Consider the following 20438-nt stretch of genomic DNA (forward strand, 5'->3'; position numbering starts at 1 on the left):
CTAAAGCCCGTTGCGCCAGTGTTGTTCACCGGAAAGGGCGTGGGGGAAAGCAAGTACGACAGTGGGGGTAGAGCGTTCGTTTCTGAACTGATTGTCCATAATTTTTACAACTTATCCGCGTTGTTGCTTCTCGTCGATGCGGAAAGGAAATTGTCCTCGGGAGTTAAACACCTGATATTTCTACCACGCGGCATGTTTTTTAGCTCGTCATTTGCAATTCTTTACGCTACTTAGAGGTGAAAAGCCAGTTAATCAGACCTTTTATCTGTCTTTAACTGGCGTAATTATCTGGTTTTTACAGGCTGGCGGTTGCCAGGCGCAGGGCGATGGCGATAAAGGCCAGGGCCACCGACCAGCGTATTAGCGCCATAATGCGCTGGCTGGCAAGAATACGCTGGCTGAGTGCTGCGGCGAACAGGCCATAGAGCGCAAAGACGGCAAAAGTCATTGCGGCAAAAATGGCAGAAAGCAGCAGCATGCTCTGCAGCGGCGACGTTGCATCAGGTCTGACAGACTGCGGCAGAAAGGCCAGAAAGAAGAGTGACAGTTTAGGATTAAGAATATTTGCGACTATCGACTGCAGGACCAGTTTCCTGCCGTTCGTCTGAAGATTTTCTGCCGAGACTGACAGTGGGCCAGATTCACGCATTGTCTGCCAGGCCATCACCAGTAAATAACAGACGCCAGCATACCTGACCACCGCGAAAGCCGTCGGGCTGGCGTGCAGGAGTGCCGCCAGCCCGGTTATCGCCGCCAGCATATGCGGCACGACGCCAAGCGTGCATCCCACAGCGGCAAGCAGCGCGCTGCGTGACCCTTGTTTCAGGCCGGCGGAGAGCGTAATCAGCGCCCCGGTTCCGGGAGACATAACGATCAATAGTGATGTCATCAGATAATCAGCGCTAACGGTAGAACCCATGGAAATCAGCATGCTATGCCCCTTTACGCAAATGAAACGAGGAGGCAGTGTGCCGGGGGCGTACGCGGAGATCTTGAACGAAATTGCAGGGAGTCGATCAGTTTAGACTGCGTGCAAACAGCCCTGGCGTGTAGCCGAAGCTGCGCACAAATAATCGGGTCATATGGCTTTGATCGGTAAAACCGGCATCGGCAGCGGCTTCCGCCAGCGAGCAGCCCTGTACGATCCGCTGGCGGGCCAGCCCCAGGCGGCGCTGCATCAGATAGCCATGCGGCGTGATGCCCATACGGCGTGAAAATCCTCGCAGCAATTGAAATGGGCTTAACCCCGCAGCCGAAGCCATTTCGGCCAGCGTGATCGGGCTTGTCGGATCGTCATCCATCCGTTCCCGCGTGAGGTGGATAACATCATTTGCCAGGCTGGGTTCTCGCCGGGAGATCTGCGTCAGTGCCCCGCTCAGGGACAGCAAGGCTTCATCGACTGCCAGCCTGAAATGACGATCTTCGCAGGCGGTGAGGGTATAAAACAGGCGGTTGAAGTGGGCTGCCAGACGGGGATCGTGAAAAACCGGACGGATAAATTCGGTTAGCGAGTTGGCCGTATCGGAAAGATGGTCGAAGTATTCCGCCATCAGCGGGGGCTGGAAATAGAGCATGCGCCACGCCCGCGATTCCCCTAGCGGCACACCGTCATGGACCTCGCCAGGATTCACGGTAATGATATTTCCGGCAGCGGACTCAACGTGACCGCGGCCGCTATGGGATTTTTGCGCACCGCGATCCATCAGCCCGATACCGAAGCAGTCATGGCTGTGGCGGCCAAAGGAAAAGCTGCTGTCCGCAGTCACTGCCTCAATGCCCGGCAGGCGGCAGGCGAGCGGCTGGATTTTATGCTGGCGCATCTGTGCGTGATTTTTGCTGCGTTAGCTGCTGATGCTGGCGCAGCTCGTAGTCAATAAATGCACCGATCATCGCGCGGTATACGCTTTCGATAATCTCTTCCGGCAGCCCATGCTCTGACGCACGGCGGCGGGCCAGATCAACCACCTGCTGAACCCGATCGGGAGCGCGAACCGCAGCGTCGTCGGTTTTAAACGCCGCAGCCGCCTTTACGCACTTTCCGCGTTCGGCAATCAACGCGACCAGCTGATTATCCAACTCATCAATGCGCGTTCTCACCTGAGCGAGAGAAGTAAAATCCATTGATTGATCTCCATTGCTAGTACAGGAGTACATAAGCTAGTGGATTTTCCGCAGCCTGGCGAGGAAATTATTGGCAGTAGTCGGCAAATATCACGCCTTTGCCGCTCATGGTGCTCTGCCAGCGGGCGGCGCTGGTGGCAAAGCGAACGTTGCTGACGCCGAACTTCGCCAGATTAGCCTGCGACCAGGAGAACCATTTTTCCGGGAATTTTTCGTGGTAGTCCGACTGCCGCTGCGGGCACCAGGCGAAATCGCCATTAACGCCGATTTGCTGATAAAATTCCGCTTCCTGCTGCTTTAACGCGGTGAAAAACGTTGAAGTCACCAGCATCTCGCGCGTTTGACCCTGGTCGTTTGACTCCAGCGCGATTTCATCGGTCGGGCTGTGCAGGCTGCCGTGCCACAGCAAATAAGCGTTTTGGGTAATGAACTTATTTTTCCCGGCGGGGAAGATATAGTTAGCGCAGGCGGAGGCGCAGACGTTTCTGACTTCCACATCCATTTTGCGCTTGTGAATTTCACGGCCCATCTCCATCGCTTCTTTGGCATCGCCGCCGATACTGTTGAACGAGACTTTTTCCACCCGCCGCATCTCCAGCTGGCGATGCAGTTTCTCGGCGGAACCTTCGATGATTTTGCCGTCGAAGTAGAGCGTGCCGTTACGCACCGCAATCGAAGGCGGGGAACGCAGCACGCTGTCGTCATCAATATCAATCGGCTGCCACGCGTTAGCGGCGGCAGAGAACAGTGAGGTGGCGGCGAAGATGAAGGCTGCCAGCCGCGTTTTACGCTGTGGGTGGGGGTGTATTACATCCATTTCGGCCCGGTTCCTTTATTTATCAATAGTCAAAGTATACATCCGGTCGGCGACCGGATGTATTTAATGACGCTTAACGGGCGTTAAAGGCGATCATACCGTCCTGTTCCTGGTAGCTGAACTCGGTGCCGTAGCGTTCGCTCATGCGCGTCAGCAGTGCGGCAATCTCGTGGCCCTGCTGGTGGCTGACGATCTGTGGCAGGCCGCGATCCAGTACACGCGGGCTGTCCATACCCAGATCCAGCGGCAGTAGCTGCACGCGAATATTGCTGCCTTCCACGTCAAACACCGCCAGAGCGTTTTGTGAGAAGCGCGCTTCGGCATTGAAGCCGGTGAACTCGCCAGCGCTGTTTTTGGCGCGGGCACGGTGCAGATCCGACGGGCGCGCATCCACTTTATGGCCGTAGGCCTGGTACATTTCCGGGCCGATAATCGATTCACCGGCTTCGAATTCCATCAGCAGGCTGCCGAGGTTATAGAAGATCGGCTTACCGTTGTAGATTTCCACCCCGCGCATAAAGTGCGCCCCGTGGCAGACTACCGCATCGGCACCGACCTCTACCGCGCGATGGGCGAAGGATTCAACGAACTCCGGCGCGTCCGGGCTGTACCAGCTGTCTTTATCGCCTTCGTGGGTGTGCAGGCTGACCAGCGTAAAGTCGCTGCGGTTGGCGGCATCGCGCACGCTGTGTTCGTTTTCCTGGCAGTCCTGTTCGTTGTACCAGGTGCGTACACCGGCTTTCTCGCCGCGCTCAATTTGCAGCGAGCTTTCGAACAGCGAGCCAAATTTAAACTCGTCCGGCCCTTTATCGGCCATCACCTCAACGCGCATGCCTTCGCGCACGCTTTCATCGGTGCCCAGCAGGCGGGTGATGTTTTTCAGCTGTTCAAACTGTTCGTCGGGCAGCACGTAGGCGCGGCCCCAGCGCAGCGGATTCAGGCCCGGACGCGGTACGGTGCCCGCGCCGCCGTTGGCGGCCAGGAACACTTCTGAACGGGTTGAGCCGAGTGCCACCACGCCCACGCGGCCGGCGGCGGTGTCGAGGAAGCGCGGCAGGCGGGAATCGTCGAGGTTGCGGCCCACGCCGCAGGGAACCAGTCCGCGCGCTTCCGCCGCGTCGATGGTGCTCAGTACGCCTTCCCAGCCAAAGTCGCCGGTGTGGTTGTTGGCGAAGGAAACCAGCTTAATGTTCAGATCGACAAACTCATCCAGCGTTGCCGGTTTGACCGCCGTGATGTAGCCACGCCCTGCCGCAGGGGGAATATTCGGCTGCGGGCAGCTGAATTCAGCATTAGCAAACACTGCATCTGCCCCCTGAAGTAAGTTAATAATTCTTTTATCAAGGCGGTTGACCAGGTTACGGCTGGAAAATAGCAGGTCACCACAGGCTACAATACGCATAATTCTCTCTCTGGTTAGAAAATCCGTTATTTTGCGGATTAAGATGGTTCTTATTATTTTATTAACTATACCGGCGGTGCAACTGCTATCCTGTTTCATCTGGGAATTTTATATAACCTTCTGTTATATCTTATTCCTTTTTGTTGGTAGCAAGCATCCCGGCGCCGCGTTATACGTCTTCGCCTCTATAATATTGTTATTTCTAGAAAATTTAAATCAGGGTAAATAATGCAATCTACAAATAAAGGTATTCTCGCACTGGTTCTGGGGTTATCAGTACTGGTTGCAGGCTGTGATAATAATAAAGAGAAAGCCGCCGATGCAGAAAAAGTCCTTCAGGTCGGTACATTCGGCGTGAGTATTGGTTTCTCCTACCGTCAAAACGGCAAGGATTTAGAAGGCTATGATATTGCGGTTGTAAACGCAGTGGCGAAAAAGCTGGGTTATTCCCGTGTGGAATTAACCACTGCCGATATGACCGGCCTGTTCGGTATGCTGGATTCCGGCAAAATCGTCACCATTGCCAACCAGGTGGAAGCCAACGAAAAACGCCGCGAGAAATATCAGTTCTCCCAGACTTACATCTACTCCGGCGCGCAGCTGGTGACCCGCAAAGATGACGACTCTATCCACACCATCGACGATCTGAAAGGCAAACGTCTGGGCGTGGATGTGGGCAGCAGCAAAGAGAACTTCCTGCGTAAAAACTACCCGGATGCCGGTATCAACATTCACACCTACGAAGAGCCAAGCGCTATCGTACAGGATGTGGCGCTGGGCCGTATTGACGCCTACATCATGGACCGCGCCGGTGCACAGCTGCTGATTGATAACTCCCGCCTGCCGCTGAAGCTGTCCGGTAACCCGGTCTATCGCTATCAGGAAGCGTTCCCGTTTGTGAAAAATGCCCAGGGTGACGAGCTGCGGACCAAATTTGATGAAGCGCTGAAAGAACTGGCCGCCGACGGTACGCTGACCAAACTGTCCGAGCAGTATCTGAAACAGGACGTCAGCAAGGAACAGTAAGCCGATGAATTTCGATCTGCGTTTTATGCTGGAGGCGTTTCCTTCGCTGCTCAGCTTTTTACCGATGACGCTGTTCCTGGCGGTCACCTCGATGGTGATCGCCTCGGTGATGGGCGTTGGCCTGGCGCTGCTGATCCGCAACCGCATTATGATCCTGACTCCGCTGGCTGAGCTGTATATCTCGTTTTTCCGCTCGGTGCCGACGCTGGTGACGCTGTTTATTTTTTACTTCGGTATCCCGCAGCTGTTCCCCGGCATCAGCATGATGAACGCGATCTCTGCGACCATTATTGCGCTCAGCTTTAAGAACGCCGCCAACCTAGCCGAGGAGTTCCGCGGCGCGATGAACGCCATCGAGCCGGGCCAGATGGAAGCCTGCCTGTCTGTGGGCTTGACCCGCTGGCAGGGGTTCCGCCGGGTTATTCTGCCGCAGACCATTCGCGTGGCTGTGCCGGGTATGGCCAACTATCTGATTATGCTGATTAAAGAGTCATCGCTGGCCTTTACCGTGGGCGTAACCGAGATCTTCTCGCAGACCAAGATCCTGGCGAGTAACTCTTTCCGCTTCCTGGAAAGCTATATCGCGGTGGCGCTGATCTACTGGGCCGTGACCATTCTGCTGACCATGCTGCAAAAGCGTCTGGAAAAGCGCCTTAACCGGCCTTATCGCTAAGGAACCCAGCCGATGTTGACGATTAGCAAGCTGAATAAATTTTATGACAAAACCCACGTGCTGAAGGACGTAGATCTTTCGGTGGCGCAGGGGGAAGTGGTGGCGATTATCGGGCCTTCCGGCTCGGGGAAATCAACGCTGCTGCGCTGCATCAATCTGTTGGAGAAGCCGGAAAGCGGTACGCTGACCATCGGCGATCTTACGGTGGATGTCGCCAAAATCAGTACCAAACAGGAAAACGCCCTGCGCCAGCAAACCGGCATGGTGTTCCAGCACTACAACCTGTTTAAAAATAAAACTGCACTGCAAAACATCACCGAAGGGCTGATTATCGGCAAAAAAATGCCGAAGGCGGAAGCGGATGCCATTGGGCTGAATCTGCTGGAGAAAGTGGGTCTGCGTGAGAAGGCCGACAGCTATCCGGCAATGCTTTCCGGCGGCCAGCAGCAGCGCGTGGCGATTGCCCGTTCGCTGGCGGTGAAGCCGAAGGTGATCCTGCTGGATGAGCCGACGTCGGCGCTGGACCCGGAGCTGGTACAGGAGGTGCTACAGGTGATCCGTTCGATTATCGATCATCAGACCACCATCCTGCTGGTGACCCACGAGATGTCGTTTGCCCGCGATATTGCCGACCGCATTATCTTTATGGCCGACGGCGCGATTGTGGAAGACGGCGAGCCGGAGCAGATCTTTACCCGGCCGCAGCATCAGCGCACCCAGCGCTTCCTGCTCAGCTATCAAAATGACGTCAGCGGGCATCGCCCGTAAGCGACTCTCCTTAACGGGCAGCGCCGCCGGTGCTGCCCGATTTTCCCTCTCAACGTAAAAAGTGACCTGCGCGATCGCATTTTTCTGGCCTGTGGCAAAGAAACGTTTCGCTAATAGCGGTATGTTATCCGCCTTAACGGTTGTGGACGGCAGGGCATGTACGAGTTCAATTTAGTTTTACTGCTGTTGCAGCAGATGTGTGTGTTTCTGGTCATTGCCTGGCTGATGAGCAAAACCCGCCTGTTTATCCCGCTGATGCAGGTTTCGGTACGCCTGCCGCACAAGCTGCTGTGCTATATCACCTTCTCCGTGTTCTGCATTATGGGCACCTACTTTGGTCTGCATATCGAAGACTCCATCGCCAACACCCGGGCGATCGGCGCGGTAATGGGCGGCCTGCTCGGCGGCCCGGTGGTCGGTGGCCTGGTCGGGCTGACCGGCGGTCTGCATCGCTATTCGATGGGGGGGATGACCGCGCTGAGCTGTATGGTTTCCACCATTACCGAAGGGCTGCTCGGTGGGCTGCTGCACAGTATTTTGATCCGCCGGGGTCGCATCGATAAGCTGTTCAACCCGCTGACCGCGGGCGCAATCACCTTTGTCGCCGAAGTGGTGCAGATGCTGATTATCCTGCTGATCGCCCGGCCGTTCCAGGACGCGCTGCACCTGGTGGGGAGTATTTCTGCGCCGATGGTGGTGACCAATACCCTCGGTGCGGCGATGTTTATGCGCATCCTGCTCGATAAGCGGGCGATGTTTGAAAAATATACCTCGGCGTTTTCCGCCACCGCGCTGAAGGTGGCGGCTTCCACCGAAGGGATACTGCGGCAGGGCTTTAACGAAGAAAACAGCATGAAGGTGGCGCAGGTGCTGTACAAAGAGCTGGATATCAGCGCCGTGGCGATCACCGATCGGGAGAAGCTGCTGGCGTTTACCGGTATCGGCGACGATCACCATCTTCCCGGTAAACCGATCTCTTCCAGCTATACCTGGCGCGCCATTGAAGGCGGTGAGGTGGTTTATGCCGACGGCAACGAAGTGCCTTACCGCTGTTCGCTGCACCCTAACTGCAAGCTGGCTTCTACGCTGGTGATCCCACTGCGCGGAGAGAATCAGCGGGTGATTGGCACCATCAAACTGTATGAGGCGCGTAACCGCCTGTTCAGCTCGATCAACCGCACGCTGGGGGAGGGGATTGCGCAGCTGCTGTCGGCGCAGATCCTGGCGGGGAAATACGAGCGGCAGGAGGCGCTGCTGGCGCAGTCGGAGATCAAGCTGCTGCATGCCCAGGTTAACCCGCACTTCCTGTTTAACGCGCTGAATACCCTGAAGGCGGTGATCCGCCACGACGGCGATCGCGCCGGGCAGCTGGTGCAATATCTGTCGACCTTTTTCCGTAAAAACCTCAAGCGGCCTTCCGAGATTGTCACGCTGGACAATGAGATTGAGCACATCAACGCCTATCTGCAAATTGAGCTGGCGCGCTTCCAGTCGCAGCTGCGGGTAGAGATGCAGGTGCCGGAGGCGCTGGCGCATCAGCATTTACCGGCCTTCACGCTGCAGCCGATTGTGGAAAATGCCATTAAGCACGGCACCTCGCAGCTGCTGGGCAGTGGGGCGATTACCATCCGCGCCCGCAGTGAAGGGCAACATGTGATCGTCGAAGTAGAGGATAATGCCGGGCTGTATCAGCCGAAAAGCAGCGGCAATGGATTAGGCATGAGCCTGGTGGATAAGCGTCTGCGCGCGCGATTTGGTGACGGCTACGGGCTGACGGTCAGCTGCGAGCCGGACTGCTTTACCCGCGTGACGCTGCGCCTGCCGATGGAGGAAACCGCATGTTAAGAGTGCTGATTGTGGATGATGAGCCGCTGGCGCGCGAAAACCTGCGCTTCCTGCTGCAGGACGAGAGCGATATCGAGATTGTCGGCGAATGCAGCAATGCGATTGAGGCGATTGGCGCGGTGAATAATCTGCGGCCGGACGTACTGTTTCTGGACATCCAGATGCCGCGCATCAGCGGGCTGGAGATGGCCGGGATGCTCGATCGGCGGCATCGTCCCTATATTGTGTTTCTGACCGCCTTTGATGAGTACGCGATCCAGGCGTTTGAGGAACATGCCTTTGACTATCTGCTAAAGCCCATCGAGCAGCAGCGGCTGGGCAAAACGCTGGCGCGGCTGCGCCAGGAGCGGCAGGTACAGGATATTACTCTGCTGCCGGAGAACCAGCAGCCGCTGAAGTATATTCCCTGTAGTGGGCACAGCCGCATCTGGCTGCTGCAAATGGATGAGGTGGCGTTCGTCAGCAGCCGCATGAGTGGCGTTTACGTCACCAGCCAGGATGGCAAAGAGGGCTTTACCGAGCTGACGCTGCGCACGCTGGAGAGCCGCACGCCGCTGCTGCGCTGCCATCGGCAGTATCTGGTGAATATGACTCAGCTAAAGGAAATTCGCCTTGAGGATAACGGCCAGGCGGAGCTGCTGCTGCGCGACGGCCATACCGTACCGGTAAGCCGTCGCTATCTGAAAAGTCTGAAGGAAGCGCTGGGGCTGTAGGCCAGCTGGCCCGACAGCCCGTTAAAGGCGGGAAGTTACATATGTGCAGCAATCAGCTGCTGGTTATCCTGATACATGGCGAACAGGTAGTTGTTATAGCTCTGACCGCGGGTGGAATAGCCCTTCAGCTTGTGGATCATCGCCGTTGCCGTCACTTCCTGATCCGCTTTGCGCAGCTGAGCGCGGGATTTACGGAACGACGCATAGGCCGCGTGGGTATTCAGGTTAGCCACGTAAGCCGCAACTGACTCCTGCACGGAATCATAGCGGGAGTAGCCTTTCACCTTGCCTGGCCCATTTTTACAGCCCCCTTTCGCGCATTTCATGCCGAAAAGATTGTTGTTGCTGCGCGTCAGCTTCGAGGTGCCCCAGCCGCTTTCTGCCGCCGCCATAGTGGCGACCATGCTGTCGGGGATGATGTCTACACGGTCAAGCAGCGCGTTCCACGGAATACGGCGCGTATTGCCGGACCAGCTTATTTTATAGCGCTGGGTAATATCCTTCAGACGCGTGCGTTCCGCAGGCGACCACTGGCCATTGTACTGTTTGCTGAGCAGCCAGTTACGCTCGGCGGTAATCGCCGCGTTCTGGCTGGTGATATAAGGCATAACCGTCCGGAGAAACGCTTTTTTCCTTGGGGTTCCGGAAGGGTATTTTCGCAAATCAGGAAGTGAACTACTCTTAACACTATTGCGAGAATACTCTTGTTTACTGCTTGCCTGTTTCTTAACGCTGGTCTTAACGACATGGGCTTTGTGACTCGTTGTTTCTGCGTGCGTTTTTGCCAGCACGCCCCCTGAAAACATCAGGGTGAAAAACATGAGTATCGCCGCCCCAGGTCGTCGCTTGGGTATCGATATCATTAGCTCTCCTGGTCGAATGTAAGCATTCCAATCCTTTCGTTATGCGCTTTTTTGTCGGATGAATCGGAAATTGTACCAAAAATAACCTCACAGGGCACGTACAGAAATAGTCCAATTCCGAAATCATGTCACGCTAAATCGGTTGAAAATCGATCAAATATTGATGCAAATAGTGTTTTTCGCCCTGCAGAATGTCGCGAAACGGTCTGTTTTCTCATCCCTGCCTCTCCTCCCTGCGGATTTTTAAAGGGGATGATTCACCTGTTTGGCTTCAGCGGCACACTGGGGAAAATCGCCATGACGGGGCTCTTTAATGAAACACTCAGCGTTACTTCTGCTCTTACTGCCTGGTATTGCCTGCGCCAGCTGGACAGCGTCTGACTTCCCTCCTTTGACCGACGACGGTACCGGCGTCTGGCGCAGCCAGGCCGCGCTGAAAAAAGGCGTGCAGCCGATAACTCTGAAGCAGGGGGAGCAGTGCTGGCAGCCATCGGGCGACATCAGGCTTAATCAGATGCTGTCGCTGAAGCCCTGTAGCGGCAGCGCGCCGCAGTGGCGACGGTTCCGCGACGGCGATTATCAGGTGCAGCTGGATACCCGTTCCGGCACGCCTACGCTGCTGCTGAGTGTGAAGGGCGCGAGCGATGCGCCTGCCGTCGTGGCTCGCCAGTGCCCGGTGAGCAGTGGGAAACCGCTGACTATCCCCGTCGGGCAAACTTTTGCCGAAGGTAGCGTGGTGCGGGACTTTTACAGCCAGCAAACTGCCACCGTCCGCGACGGAAAAATTACCCTGCAGCCGGCGGCGGAAAGTAACGGACTCCTGCTGCTGGAAGCAGAGAAAACCCATCAGGCAGCAGCGTTTCAGTGGCACAACGCCACGGTCTATTTCGTGCTGACCGACCGTTTTGCCAATGGCGATCCGTCAAACGATAACAGCTACGGACGGCATAAAGACGGCATGCAGGAGATCGGCACCTTTCACGGCGGCGATCTGAAAGGCCTGGCCGGCAAACTCGATTATTTGCAGCAGCTGGGCGTTAACGCGCTGTGGATCAGCTCGCCGCTGGAGCAGATCCACGGCTGGGTGGGCGGCGGCACGAAAGGCGATTTCCCGCACTATGCCTATCACGGTTATTACACCCAGGACTGGACGCGGCTGGATGCCAACATGGGCGATGAAAACGACCTGCGTACGCTGGTGGATGAGGCACACCGGCGCGGCATCCGCGTGCTGTTTGACGTGGTGATGAATCACGCGGGCTACGCGACGCTGGCGGATATGCAAACTTATCAGTTCGGCGCGCTCTATCTGAACGAGCCCGAGCGCCGCAAGATCCTCGGTGAACGCTGGACCGACTGGCAGCCCGCCGCCGGGCAGAACTGGCACAGCTTTAACGACTACATCAACTTCAGCGACAAAACCGCCTGGCAAAACTGGTGGGGGAAAAAGTGGATACGCACCGATATTGGCGATTACGACAACCCCGGTTTTGACGACCTGACGATGTCGCTGGCCTTTTTACCGGATCTGAAAACCGAATCCACCGCGCCTTCCGGGCTGCCGCTGTTTTATCGCCATAAGCCCGATACCGCCGCGCGGGAAATTGCCGGAGCCACGCCGCGCGATTACCTGACTCACTGGCTGAGCCAGTGGGTGCGCGACTACGGCATCGACGGTTTCCGCGTGGATACCGCCAAACATGTTGAGCTGGAAGCCTGGCAGCAGCTAAAAACGCAGGCCAGCGAGGCGCTGGCGGCGTGGAAGCAGGCCAATCCGCAGAAAAAAATCGATGATGCGCCGTTCTGGATGACCGGTGAATCCTGGGGGCACGGCGTGATGCAAAGCGCCTACTACCAGCACGGCTTCGATGCGATGATCAATTTTGATTACCAGGATCAGGCCGCCAGCGCGGCGAATTGTCTGGCGAATATGGACGGTGTCTGGCAGCAGATGGCGGAAAAACTCCAGGATTTCAACGTCCTCAGCTATCTGTCTTCGCACGATACCCGCCTGTTCCGCAAAGGTGGCTCAACGTCGGCAGAGCTGCTGCTACTGGCACCCGGCGCCGTGCAGATCTTTTACGGTGATGAGTCCGCACGTCCGTTTGGCCCGACCGGATCGGACCCGCTACAGGGCACACGATCGGACATGAACTGGCAGGATCTCAACGGCAGCGCGGCGGCCAGCCTGCGGCACTGGCAGCGGATCGGGCAGTTTCGCGCCCGCCATCCGGCGCTGGGTGCCGGGAAGCAGACCGCGCTGACGCTGCCGCAGAGCTACGGCTTTGTGCGCGAAAAGGGCGATGATCGGGTGATGGTGGTGTGGGCTGGCCGGGAAAAGTGAGGCGCTTGCCCGGCGATGATGCAGCGAGCGCTGGCGGGTAGCGGCAAGGCAGTAGAGGGGATGCTCTGTCGTTGCGCGACGGCTTAACCATGGCGGTTCGCCGTCGCTAACTGAACAGATTGAAATGGCTACTGTGCGGCAGGCGGGTTCGTTTTCAGCCCGTCAAAGGCGCTGCGGATCTCCGCTTCCGGCAGGTTCACGCCGATAAACACCAGCGTGCTGTGCGGCTGTTCGTCCGCTTCCCACGGGCGATCCCAGTCGGCGCTGTAGAGCCGCTGCACGCCCTGGAACAGCAGGCGGCACGGCTGGTCGGCGATCCACAGCATTCCCTTATAGCGCAGGAGGCTTTCGGCAAAGCTGCCCAGCAGGTTTTCCATGACCGCCGACACATCACCCAGCACCACCGGGTAGTCAAACTCCACCACGATCGACGAGATGGCGTTCTGCGCCTCGTGAATGCGCTGGAAGCGGGGTTTCGCCACCACCACCTGCTCCTCCAGCATAAAGCCGCGGGTATCAAACAGCAGAGCGAGGTCGATCTGGCCGTGGATCACAGGATAGATCGGCGCGCGGGCGTTGATGCGCTGAAGGCGTTCGGTCAGCTCGGTGTTATCGCCGGAGACGTCGGTTTTACTCAGCAGAATGCGATCCGCGTAGCCGATCTGTGACTGCGCCAGGCTGAACTGGTTTAACTGCTGGTCGGCATGCACCGCATCCACCAGGGTAATCACCCCGTCCAGCAGATAGCGCTCGCAGATAATTTCGTGGGAGAAGAAGGTTTGCAGGATCGGGCCGGGGTCCGCCATGCCGGTGCATTCAATCACCAGCCGGTCAAAGCTCAGGTCGCCGTTGTCCAGGCCATCGAGCAGATCCAGCAGCGCATCTTCCAGCTCGTTAGAGCGGGTGCAGCAGATACAGCCGTTGGTCAGGGTGGTAATCTGACTGGCGCGATCGCCAATCAGCTGGGTATCTACCGAGACTTCGCCGAACTCATTTTCAATGACGGCGATTTTGTAGTCCTGCTGTTCGTGCAGGATATGGCGCAGCAGGGTGGTTTTACCTGCGCCGAGGAAACCGGTTAAAACGGTGACTGCAATCGGGGTCATAATCGTTCCTGTTAACAGCAGCGCATTCCGCCTTTGCCGTCGCCGCCGTAGCGGGCCTGCTGGCGTTCGCGGAAAAATTCCTTATAGGTCATCACCGGTTTGTCCGGGTGATTGGTCTGCATATGCAGGACGTAGGTATCGTAATCGGGGATGCCTACCAGCATTCTTGCCGCCTGACCGAGGTATTTTTTTGCCGCGCCTAAGTTATCAAACATACGCCGCTCCTTAAGTGATCCCCCGCTTTCAGGCAGGAGACAGCCCCGCATCGCGGGGCTGAGATTCAGAGATTATCAGTGGCCGGAAGAGACTTTCACCCCTTCTTTCGGCACCGGGACATAAGGCGTTTCTTTGTCGGTGCGCTGATCTGTCTGGCGCGCCTTCATCCACGCTTTAATGCCGTAGAAGATAATACTGTACACCACAATCAGGAACAGGATACTCAGTCCGGCGTTAGTGTAGTTGTTGATCACAATATGATGCATATTGTCGATCTGCTGCTGGGTCAGCTCGGCACCGCCTGCCTGGATACGCTCTTTATACTGTCCGGCCATATAGAAGAAGCCTTCCATCTGCGGGTTGTTGCTGAACAGTTTCAGGCCCAGCGCCCAGGTGGTGCAGATCAACAGCCAGACTGCTGGCAGCACGGTCACCCAGATGTATTTTGTGCGCTTCATTTTCACCAGTACCACGGTCGCCAGCACCAGCGCCACGGCGGCCAGCATCTGGTTAGAGATACCGAACAGCGGCCACAGGCTCTTCACGCCGCCCAGTGGGTCAACCACGCCCTGATACAGCAGGTAGCCCCACAGTCCCACGCAGCCTGCTGTGCCGATAATCCCCGCCACCAGCGAGTCGGTTTTCTTCAGGAACGGCACGAAGTTGCCCAGCAGATCCTGCAGCATAAAGCGGCCTGAACGGGTACCGGCATCCAGCGCGGTCAGAATAAACAGCGCCTCAAACAGAATCCCGAAGTGATACCAGAAGCCCATATCGGCCACCGGCACAATCTTGTGGAAGACGTGGGCGATACCGACCGCCAGCGTTGGTGCACCACCGGCGCGGTTCAGTACCGAAGGCTCACCGATATCTTTCGCCGTTTGCAGGATCTGATCCGGGGTAATCACGAAGCCCCAGGAGCTGACGGTTGCCGCCGCGTGCGCGGTGACGTCTCTCAGCTGCGCCATAATCATCGGCGCGTTTTCACCGCCCAGCTCGTGCAGGTTAGGCATGGTGATGCCCAGACCGGCCGGCGGGGTGTTCATCGCAAAGTAGAGGCCCGGTTCGATAATCGACGCCGCTACCAGCGCCATTACCGCCACGAAGGACTCCATCAGCATGGCACCGTAGCCGATGAAGCGTGCGTCGGTTTCGCAGGCCAGCAGCTTCGGCGTGGTGCCGGAAGCGATCAGCGCGTGGAAGCCGGACACCGCGCCGCAGGCGATGGTAATAAACAGGAACGGGAACAGCGCACCTTTCCACAGCGGACCCGTACCGTCGATATACTGGGTGATGGCCGGCATTTTCAGCTCAGGATTGAGGATCACGATGCCGATAGCCAGGCCAACGATCACCCCGATTTTCAGGAAGGTAGCCAGATAGTCGCGCGGTGCCAGAATCAGCCACACCGGCAGCAGGGCGGAAACGAACGCGTAGCCGATCAGCGTGAAGGTAATGGTGGTGTCTTTAAAGGTCAGCGCCGGGCCCCAGTACGGGTCGTGCGCAATCACGCCGCCGTAGTAAATAGAGGCGACCAGCAGCACGATACCGATCACCGACACTTCACCCACGCGGCCGGGCCGCAGGTAGCGCATGTAGATGCCCATAAACAGCGCGATCGGCACCGTCGAGCAAACGGTAAATACGCCCCACGGGCTTTCCGCCAGCGCCTTCACGACGATCAGCGCCAGCACGGCGAGGATAATAATCATAATCAGGAAGCAGCCAAACAGCGCAATGGTGCCGGGGACCGGGCCCATCTCTTCTTTGATCATCTCGCCAAGCGAGGCGCCGTTACGGCGGGAAGAGATAAACAGCACCATAAAGTCCTGCACCGCACCGGCCAGCACCACCCCCGCCAGCAGCCACAGCACGCCGGGCAAATAGCCCATCTGCGCCGCCAGCACCGGACCAACCAGCGGACCGGCACCGGCAATGGCCGCAAAGTGGTGACCAAACAGCACGTTGCGGTTGGTCGGTACGTAGTTCAGGCCGTCGTTATTAATCACCGCCGGTGTCGATCGCGTTGGATCGAGCTTCATCACCTTCTGGGCGATATACAGGCTGTAGTAGCGGTAGGCGACAAGATAGACCGACACGGAAGCGACGACGATCCACAGTGCACTGATATGCTCGCCGCGCCGCAGGGCGACGACGGCCAGACAACATGCCCCGATGATTCCAAGAATCATCCAGGGGATATGTTTGAATAATGAGTTTTTATTCATAGGAAACCTGGTTTTTATAATTGATGAAAACGATCTCAGCATCCCGGCTGAGCCTCTGAGTTTTTATCGAAGGGCACAAAATCATGCTGGGTATATGGTGGCAATTTTTCCCCCTGAGCGGTGGAAAGAGTGGTTAAGCGGTCATATGCAGCAGTGAGCGGTTGCTTGAGGGGCTGAGCGGTTTCGCTCTGAAGCTAACCTACTGAATTATGTGATGCAGATCTCGCTGACGGCGAAAGCGGTGCAGCTTCATGCGTGTGTCACCGGCAAGTGCTAATCTGAGCGACGTTGCTAAGCAGAAATAACTGGCATAAGGTGATGTTTCACAAAGATATGTGTAATCGAACAGGGGATGGCCGGACTATGGAAAACGACGCAGATATTGTTTATCGGGTGAATTATCCGATCGCTTCGCAGCAGTTTATCGATCTGCTGAGTGAAACCTCGTTAGGCGCAAGAAGGCCGCTGGCGGATGACGAGCGCATTGCGAAGATGCTGAAGCATGCCAACCTGACGGTGACCGCGTGGCAGGGTGAGACGCTGGTTGGCGTTGCCCGTTCGGTGACGGATTTCACCTTCTGCTGCTACCTGTCCGACCTCGCCGTGTCCGAAAAGGTACAGAAGGGCGGCATCGGCAAGGCGCTGATTGCGGAAACCTGCCGCCAGCTTGATGCCGCCTGTCGCCTGATACTGATAGCGGCACCGCTGGCAGAAGGCTACTACCCGAAAATCGGCATGGAGCACCACCACAGCGCCTGGACGATTAAGGCCGGTGAGTTTCCTGCTTAAATAGGTACTACTCTTCAGGATGATAATGCGTGATTTGGCAGGAAAGGAGCCGATAGTGAAACATAACAAAGTGTTGGGATGGATGCTGGCAGCAGGCAGCGTGGGGTTGTTCAGTCAGTGGGCGCAGGCTTCATCGGATATGGGGAGCTGCCCCTGGAGCGCTAAAGGGTGCCTGATAAGCAGCCCGCCGGTGCTCGATATTGGTAATGATACTCGCGATAACCTGCTGCGGCTGCTGGGTGAGAAAAAGGCCTTCCCGCTGCCGGTACTGCCGGAATCTATCGATGTTGTTCACAGTCGTAACTACTATTTTGCACCGCATTTGTCGGAATGGTATGACCATATGCAGGATGAGGCGGCGCAGGATGCCTCGGTTGCCGAGCTGCCGCTGGCGATGCAGGCCAGACAGATAGGCGTAGATGATGGCTTGCTGGACGGCTTCCGCCAGCAGAACGACGGCCTGGAAGATCGCCACGTGTCCAACACGCTCGACTCCGTCGAACAGTTTTACCGCGCGCTGCTGGCGGAAACCTCGCTGACCCCGGAACAGCGCCAGTCGCTCGCTCAGGCGCGGCTCAAGGTCAACGGCAGCGCAGAAGCGCAGGCTGCTATTGCGGCGTTGAACTACCCGGAAAACACCGTGGCCGGGCAGTTTCAGCGCTATCTGCTGGCGGCAAACCAGTTCTATGCCGGTGACTATGCGACGGCGGCCACTGCCTTCAACGCGCTGAGCGCAGGCCAGCAGCCGTGGCTGGCTGAAACGGCCGCCTACATGCTGATGCGCACAGGATTGAACCGCAGTAGCGCCAACGCCAGCGGCATGTACGGTGATTTTGATGTGAAAAACATTGATAAAGCCGCCGCAACGGAGGCGCTTAATCAGGCGCAGGCGTATCTGCAAAAATGGCCGGATGGCCTGTATGCCGAATCGGCACGCGGCATGCTTAGGCGCATCAACTGGTATCTTGAGGGCTGGGACTCGCTGGCGCAGGAATCCGAGCAGGCGCTGAAGCAGGCGGGCAGCGTGGAATCGCTCATTTCACTGATAGCCGAGGTCGACGATAAGCTGCTCAGTAAGGATCTGACCCGCAACGAGGCGTATTTCCTCAATGCGCCGGATGCCCCGCTGCTGACCTTTACCCAGACGCTGCGCCTGATGCGCAGCACGGAATGCGACGGCAAAGCGCCCTGTGTGGATCGGGCGTATCTTGAGCAGATCAAACCGATTTTCGACAGGGGCCAGCAGCTGCCGCTGTGGCAGTACCTGACGCTGCTGCTGGCAGAGCAGAAGCAGGATTACGCCACGGTACTCGACGCCATTAAACCCGTGGAATCCCTGCCCGAGCATGACATTCTGGCCTTCAGTCAGCAGGTGCTGTACGGCGATGTGCTGATGGATCAGAAAAACTGGGATGCCGCGCGCCAGCACTGGCTGCATCTGCTCACCATAGCGAAAGATAAAGAGCAACAGCAGATGCTACAGGCGATGCTGGCGGCAACGCTGGTCAACAGCGGGCAGACCGAACAAATCTTTGCCGCCGACAGCAAGGTGACCAACCTGCGCTACCGCTCGCTGGTATTGAAGAAGCTGGCGACCCCCGACCTGCTGCGTCAGCAGGTAAAAGCGGGGAGCAGCAGCGAAGAGAAGACCATCGCGCTGCACACTCTGCTGGTAAAAGACCTGATTGCCGGGCGCTACGGCGACTGGCTACAGGATAAGGCGCTGGGCAGCCATATCACGCAGCCGCTGGTGGACAATAGCTTTTCCGACGTCGATTTGACGGTGTTTAACTGGACGGGCGAAAAAGCCGAGCCGGGATATCACTGTGCCTCGCTGGAGCAGACGGTGAGCACGCTGAACGCCCGCTCCGACGACCCCCACGCGCTGAACTGCCTGGGCGAGTTTTTCCGCACCACGCAGGCGAAGGTGGACAGCTGGCCGGAGCAGGATGGGACGCTGGCGTTGGGAGCCGCAGTGGGTGAGGGCAGCGGTGGGGCGCCCAATCGGCAGGCGTACTATACGCAGGTGATCCAGAATCCGCGTGCCGAGCCGGAAGATAAAAGCTTTGCGCTTTACCGTGCGGTGATGTGCTATGCGCCGTCGGGCTATAACGACTGCGGCGGTAAGGATGCTGAACCGGCGGCGCGTAAAGGCTGGTTTAACCGTCTGAAAGCGGACTATCGGGGCGGGCCATGGGCGCAGCGGCTCAAATACTACTGGTAATGATGCTGTACAGTCTGGTGGCCTTTGGTAGTGTCAGCGCGAACGATTGTGCTGATGCCGGTGAGGAAAATCCAGGTGCCGTTGCGAATAATAACGCGTGCGTGATTCGCGCTGATGGTCACCCAAATAAACCTCTCCGTGCTATCGCCAGCTCACCGGGTGCCGCTGTTTCATCCGCCGATAGCTATCGCGTTCGTGCCGCCGATCACCGTGCATTCTGGCTGTGGTCCGGGGTCGGCAGCTCGGCGGAGATGCGCAGGGCAGAGGTGGTCTATCTGCACCAGGGCGAGGTGAACCTGTATCGCGGCAGGCCGGTATTCGAACGCGTGGGCCTGCCTGTCAGCAGGCTTAGCTTCCCCCGTATCTGGCTAACCGTGCGCTTAACCACGCTGGAGATGCCGGACGATATCTCGGCAAGAATCATCGGCCTGATGATGCGCTGGAGCCAGAGCGGTAATCACGTTGTCGGCCTGCAAATCGACTTCGATGCGGCAACCCGAAAGCTGGATGATTACGCACAGTTCCTGACCGCGCTGCGGCAAAAGCTGCCGCGGGAGTATGCCCTGGGTGTGACCGGGCTGCTTGACTGGGCCAGTACCGGGGACATCGTCACGCTGAACCGCCTGCCGGTGGATGAGCTGGTGGTGCAGACCTATCAGGGGCGGCAAAGTGTGCAGGGCTATGCCAGCTATTTGCCCGCACTAAGGAAGCTGGAAATCCCTTTCCGTATCGGGCTGGTTCAGCACGGCAAATGGGAACCGCGCTATGAGCGTGAGCTTTCCGCCTCACGCTGGTATCGCGGAACCGTGGTGTTTATGCTGCGTCCTGGGCGATAAATGGGAGCGAGAATCTCTCTCCACAATGCACCTTAACGTTCCGGGCCACTTTAAACGAATGAGATGTTTAACAACTTCGTAGTGTTTTTTTGTCTTTAATTTAATTAGCACCGATTGATGCTTTTTATGATTTTTTTCGCTTCTGTTTTACATGTGATGGTTATGTTTTGTTCTGAGGTATGTTGCTGTTGAGCTGGTGCGAATGGGATTTTACTGCTTCTGTTTAAAAGTTTTTATTGTGATTTTTCAGTCTCGTTTCTCACGTTGTTTGGTTTTTTTTAAAAGCTGTAATTTTTCCGGGTTGATGTCGTTTGTTTTTTTTATTGTTGTTTCAATGGTTTTTATTCTGATATTTAGTCGTGATTGACCGGTTTTACATCGCAACAGAGTGTTTAAAAAATGGATGGGATCTGATTTTCAGGAATTATTATGCTGATTATTACGATTGATAACAGGTTCGCTTTACT

The 20438-nt window shown here is 56.9% G+C and carries 19 protein-coding genes; 9 read left to right on the plus strand and 10 right to left on the minus strand.

Annotated features, from left to right (window positions below):
- From JOE09_RS26510 to JOE09_RS12360, 6 genes are all read right to left on the minus strand, one after another.
- A complete protein-coding gene (locus tag JOE09_RS26510) occupies window positions 1-99 on the minus strand; it encodes a protein YdgV (protein WP_476703942.1) in 99 nt (32 codons plus the stop codon).
- A gap of 196 nt (window positions 100-295) precedes the next feature.
- On the minus strand, window positions 296-931 hold the full coding sequence (locus JOE09_RS12340) for a LysE family translocator (protein ID WP_239553042.1): 636 nt from the start codon (window positions 929-931) through the stop codon (window positions 296-298).
- 85 nt (window positions 932-1016) lie between these two features.
- Complete coding sequence (locus tag JOE09_RS12345) at window positions 1017-1820, minus strand: helix-turn-helix transcriptional regulator (RefSeq protein WP_205065972.1); 804 nt, start codon at window positions 1818-1820, stop codon at window positions 1017-1019.
- Window positions 1807-2121: a chorismate mutase gene (locus tag JOE09_RS12350; RefSeq protein ID WP_205065973.1), complete on the minus strand. Its 315-nt coding sequence runs from the start codon at window positions 2119-2121 to the stop codon at window positions 1807-1809. The genes JOE09_RS12345 and JOE09_RS12350 overlap by 14 nt, the downstream gene beginning before the upstream one ends.
- A 67-nt stretch (window positions 2122-2188) precedes the next feature.
- Window positions 2189-2938, minus strand: coding sequence for a hypothetical protein (locus JOE09_RS12355; protein WP_205065974.1), 750 nt, complete (start codon window positions 2936-2938; stop codon window positions 2189-2191).
- Window positions 2939-3011: 73 nt separating this feature from the next.
- Window positions 3012-4340, minus strand: coding sequence for a CapA family protein (locus JOE09_RS12360; RefSeq protein ID WP_205065975.1), 1329 nt, complete (start codon window positions 4338-4340; stop codon window positions 3012-3014).
- A gap of 228 nt (window positions 4341-4568) precedes the next feature.
- Here JOE09_RS12360 and JOE09_RS12365 point away from each other — a divergent pair, with 228 nt between their 5' ends.
- From JOE09_RS12365 to btsR, 5 genes are all read left to right on the plus strand, one after another.
- Entirely contained in the window at window positions 4569-5366 is a 798-nt protein-coding gene (locus tag JOE09_RS12365; RefSeq protein ID WP_205065976.1) for a transporter substrate-binding domain-containing protein, read from the plus strand.
- Window positions 5367-5370: 4 nt separating this feature from the next.
- The gene (locus JOE09_RS12370) at window positions 5371-6039 is read left to right on the plus strand and encodes an amino acid ABC transporter permease (protein ID WP_123331230.1); all 669 of its coding nucleotides are present in this window, start codon (window positions 5371-5373) and stop codon (window positions 6037-6039) included.
- A 12-nt stretch (window positions 6040-6051) separates the two neighbouring features.
- Window positions 6052-6807 (plus strand): amino acid ABC transporter ATP-binding protein, encoded by a 756-nt coding sequence (locus tag JOE09_RS12375; protein ID WP_200560139.1) that lies wholly within the window; start codon window positions 6052-6054, stop codon window positions 6805-6807.
- Between the two features lie 156 nt (window positions 6808-6963).
- A complete protein-coding gene (locus JOE09_RS12380; protein WP_205065977.1) occupies window positions 6964-8652 on the plus strand; it encodes a sensor histidine kinase in 1689 nt (562 codons plus the stop codon).
- Window positions 8646-9365: a two-component system response regulator BtsR gene (btsR, locus tag JOE09_RS12385; protein ID WP_205065978.1), complete on the plus strand. Its 720-nt coding sequence runs from the start codon at window positions 8646-8648 to the stop codon at window positions 9363-9365. Before JOE09_RS12380 ends, btsR begins: the two co-directional genes overlap by 7 nt.
- Window positions 9366-9400: 35 nt before the next feature.
- On the opposite strand, the gene JOE09_RS12390 is transcribed toward btsR, so the two are convergent.
- The gene (locus JOE09_RS12390) at window positions 9401-10228 is read right to left on the minus strand and encodes a protein bax (RefSeq protein WP_205065979.1); all 828 of its coding nucleotides are present in this window, start codon (window positions 10226-10228) and stop codon (window positions 9401-9403) included.
- A 313-nt stretch (window positions 10229-10541) separates the two neighbouring features.
- Here JOE09_RS12390 and JOE09_RS12395 point away from each other — a divergent pair, with 313 nt between their 5' ends.
- The gene (locus JOE09_RS12395) at window positions 10542-12572 is read left to right on the plus strand and encodes an alpha-amylase (protein WP_205065980.1); all 2031 of its coding nucleotides are present in this window, start codon (window positions 10542-10544) and stop codon (window positions 12570-12572) included.
- A gap of 128 nt (window positions 12573-12700) precedes the next feature.
- Here the strand turns inward: JOE09_RS12395 and yjiA are convergent, their stop codons facing one another.
- From yjiA to JOE09_RS12410, 3 genes are all read right to left on the minus strand, one after another.
- Window positions 12701-13678, minus strand: coding sequence for a GTPase (yjiA, locus tag JOE09_RS12400; protein WP_205065981.1), 978 nt, complete (start codon window positions 13676-13678; stop codon window positions 12701-12703).
- Between the two features lie 11 nt (window positions 13679-13689).
- Window positions 13690-13893, minus strand: a complete 204-nt coding sequence (locus JOE09_RS12405; protein ID WP_105592421.1) for a YbdD/YjiX family protein — start codon at window positions 13891-13893, stop codon at window positions 13690-13692.
- A gap of 75 nt (window positions 13894-13968) precedes the next feature.
- Window positions 13969-16122, minus strand: coding sequence for a carbon starvation CstA family protein (locus JOE09_RS12410; RefSeq protein WP_205065982.1), 2154 nt, complete (start codon window positions 16120-16122; stop codon window positions 13969-13971).
- Between the two features lie 363 nt (window positions 16123-16485).
- On the opposite strand from JOE09_RS12410, the gene JOE09_RS12415 reads away from it, so the two are divergent.
- The 3 genes from JOE09_RS12415 to JOE09_RS12425 are packed head-to-tail and all read left to right on the plus strand — an operon-like array spanning window position 16486 to window position 19971.
- Window positions 16486-16911 (plus strand): GNAT family N-acetyltransferase, encoded by a 426-nt coding sequence (locus JOE09_RS12415; RefSeq protein ID WP_205065983.1) that lies wholly within the window; start codon window positions 16486-16488, stop codon window positions 16909-16911.
- Between the two features lie 55 nt (window positions 16912-16966).
- Window positions 16967-19135 carry a PA5441 family protein gene (locus tag JOE09_RS12420; RefSeq protein WP_338049340.1) on the plus strand — a complete coding sequence of 723 codons (2169 nt, stop codon included), beginning with the start codon at window positions 16967-16969 and terminating at the stop codon, window positions 19133-19135.
- The gene (locus JOE09_RS12425; protein ID WP_239553043.1) at window positions 19105-19971 is read left to right on the plus strand and encodes a DUF3142 domain-containing protein; all 867 of its coding nucleotides are present in this window, start codon (window positions 19105-19107) and stop codon (window positions 19969-19971) included. The genes JOE09_RS12420 and JOE09_RS12425 overlap by 31 nt, the downstream gene beginning before the upstream one ends.
- Window positions 19972-20438 lie beyond the last annotated feature (467 nt).

The organism is Pantoea coffeiphila (assembly GCF_016909495.1).
Classification (GTDB): domain Bacteria; phylum Pseudomonadota; class Gammaproteobacteria; order Enterobacterales; family Enterobacteriaceae; genus Erwinia; species Erwinia coffeiphila.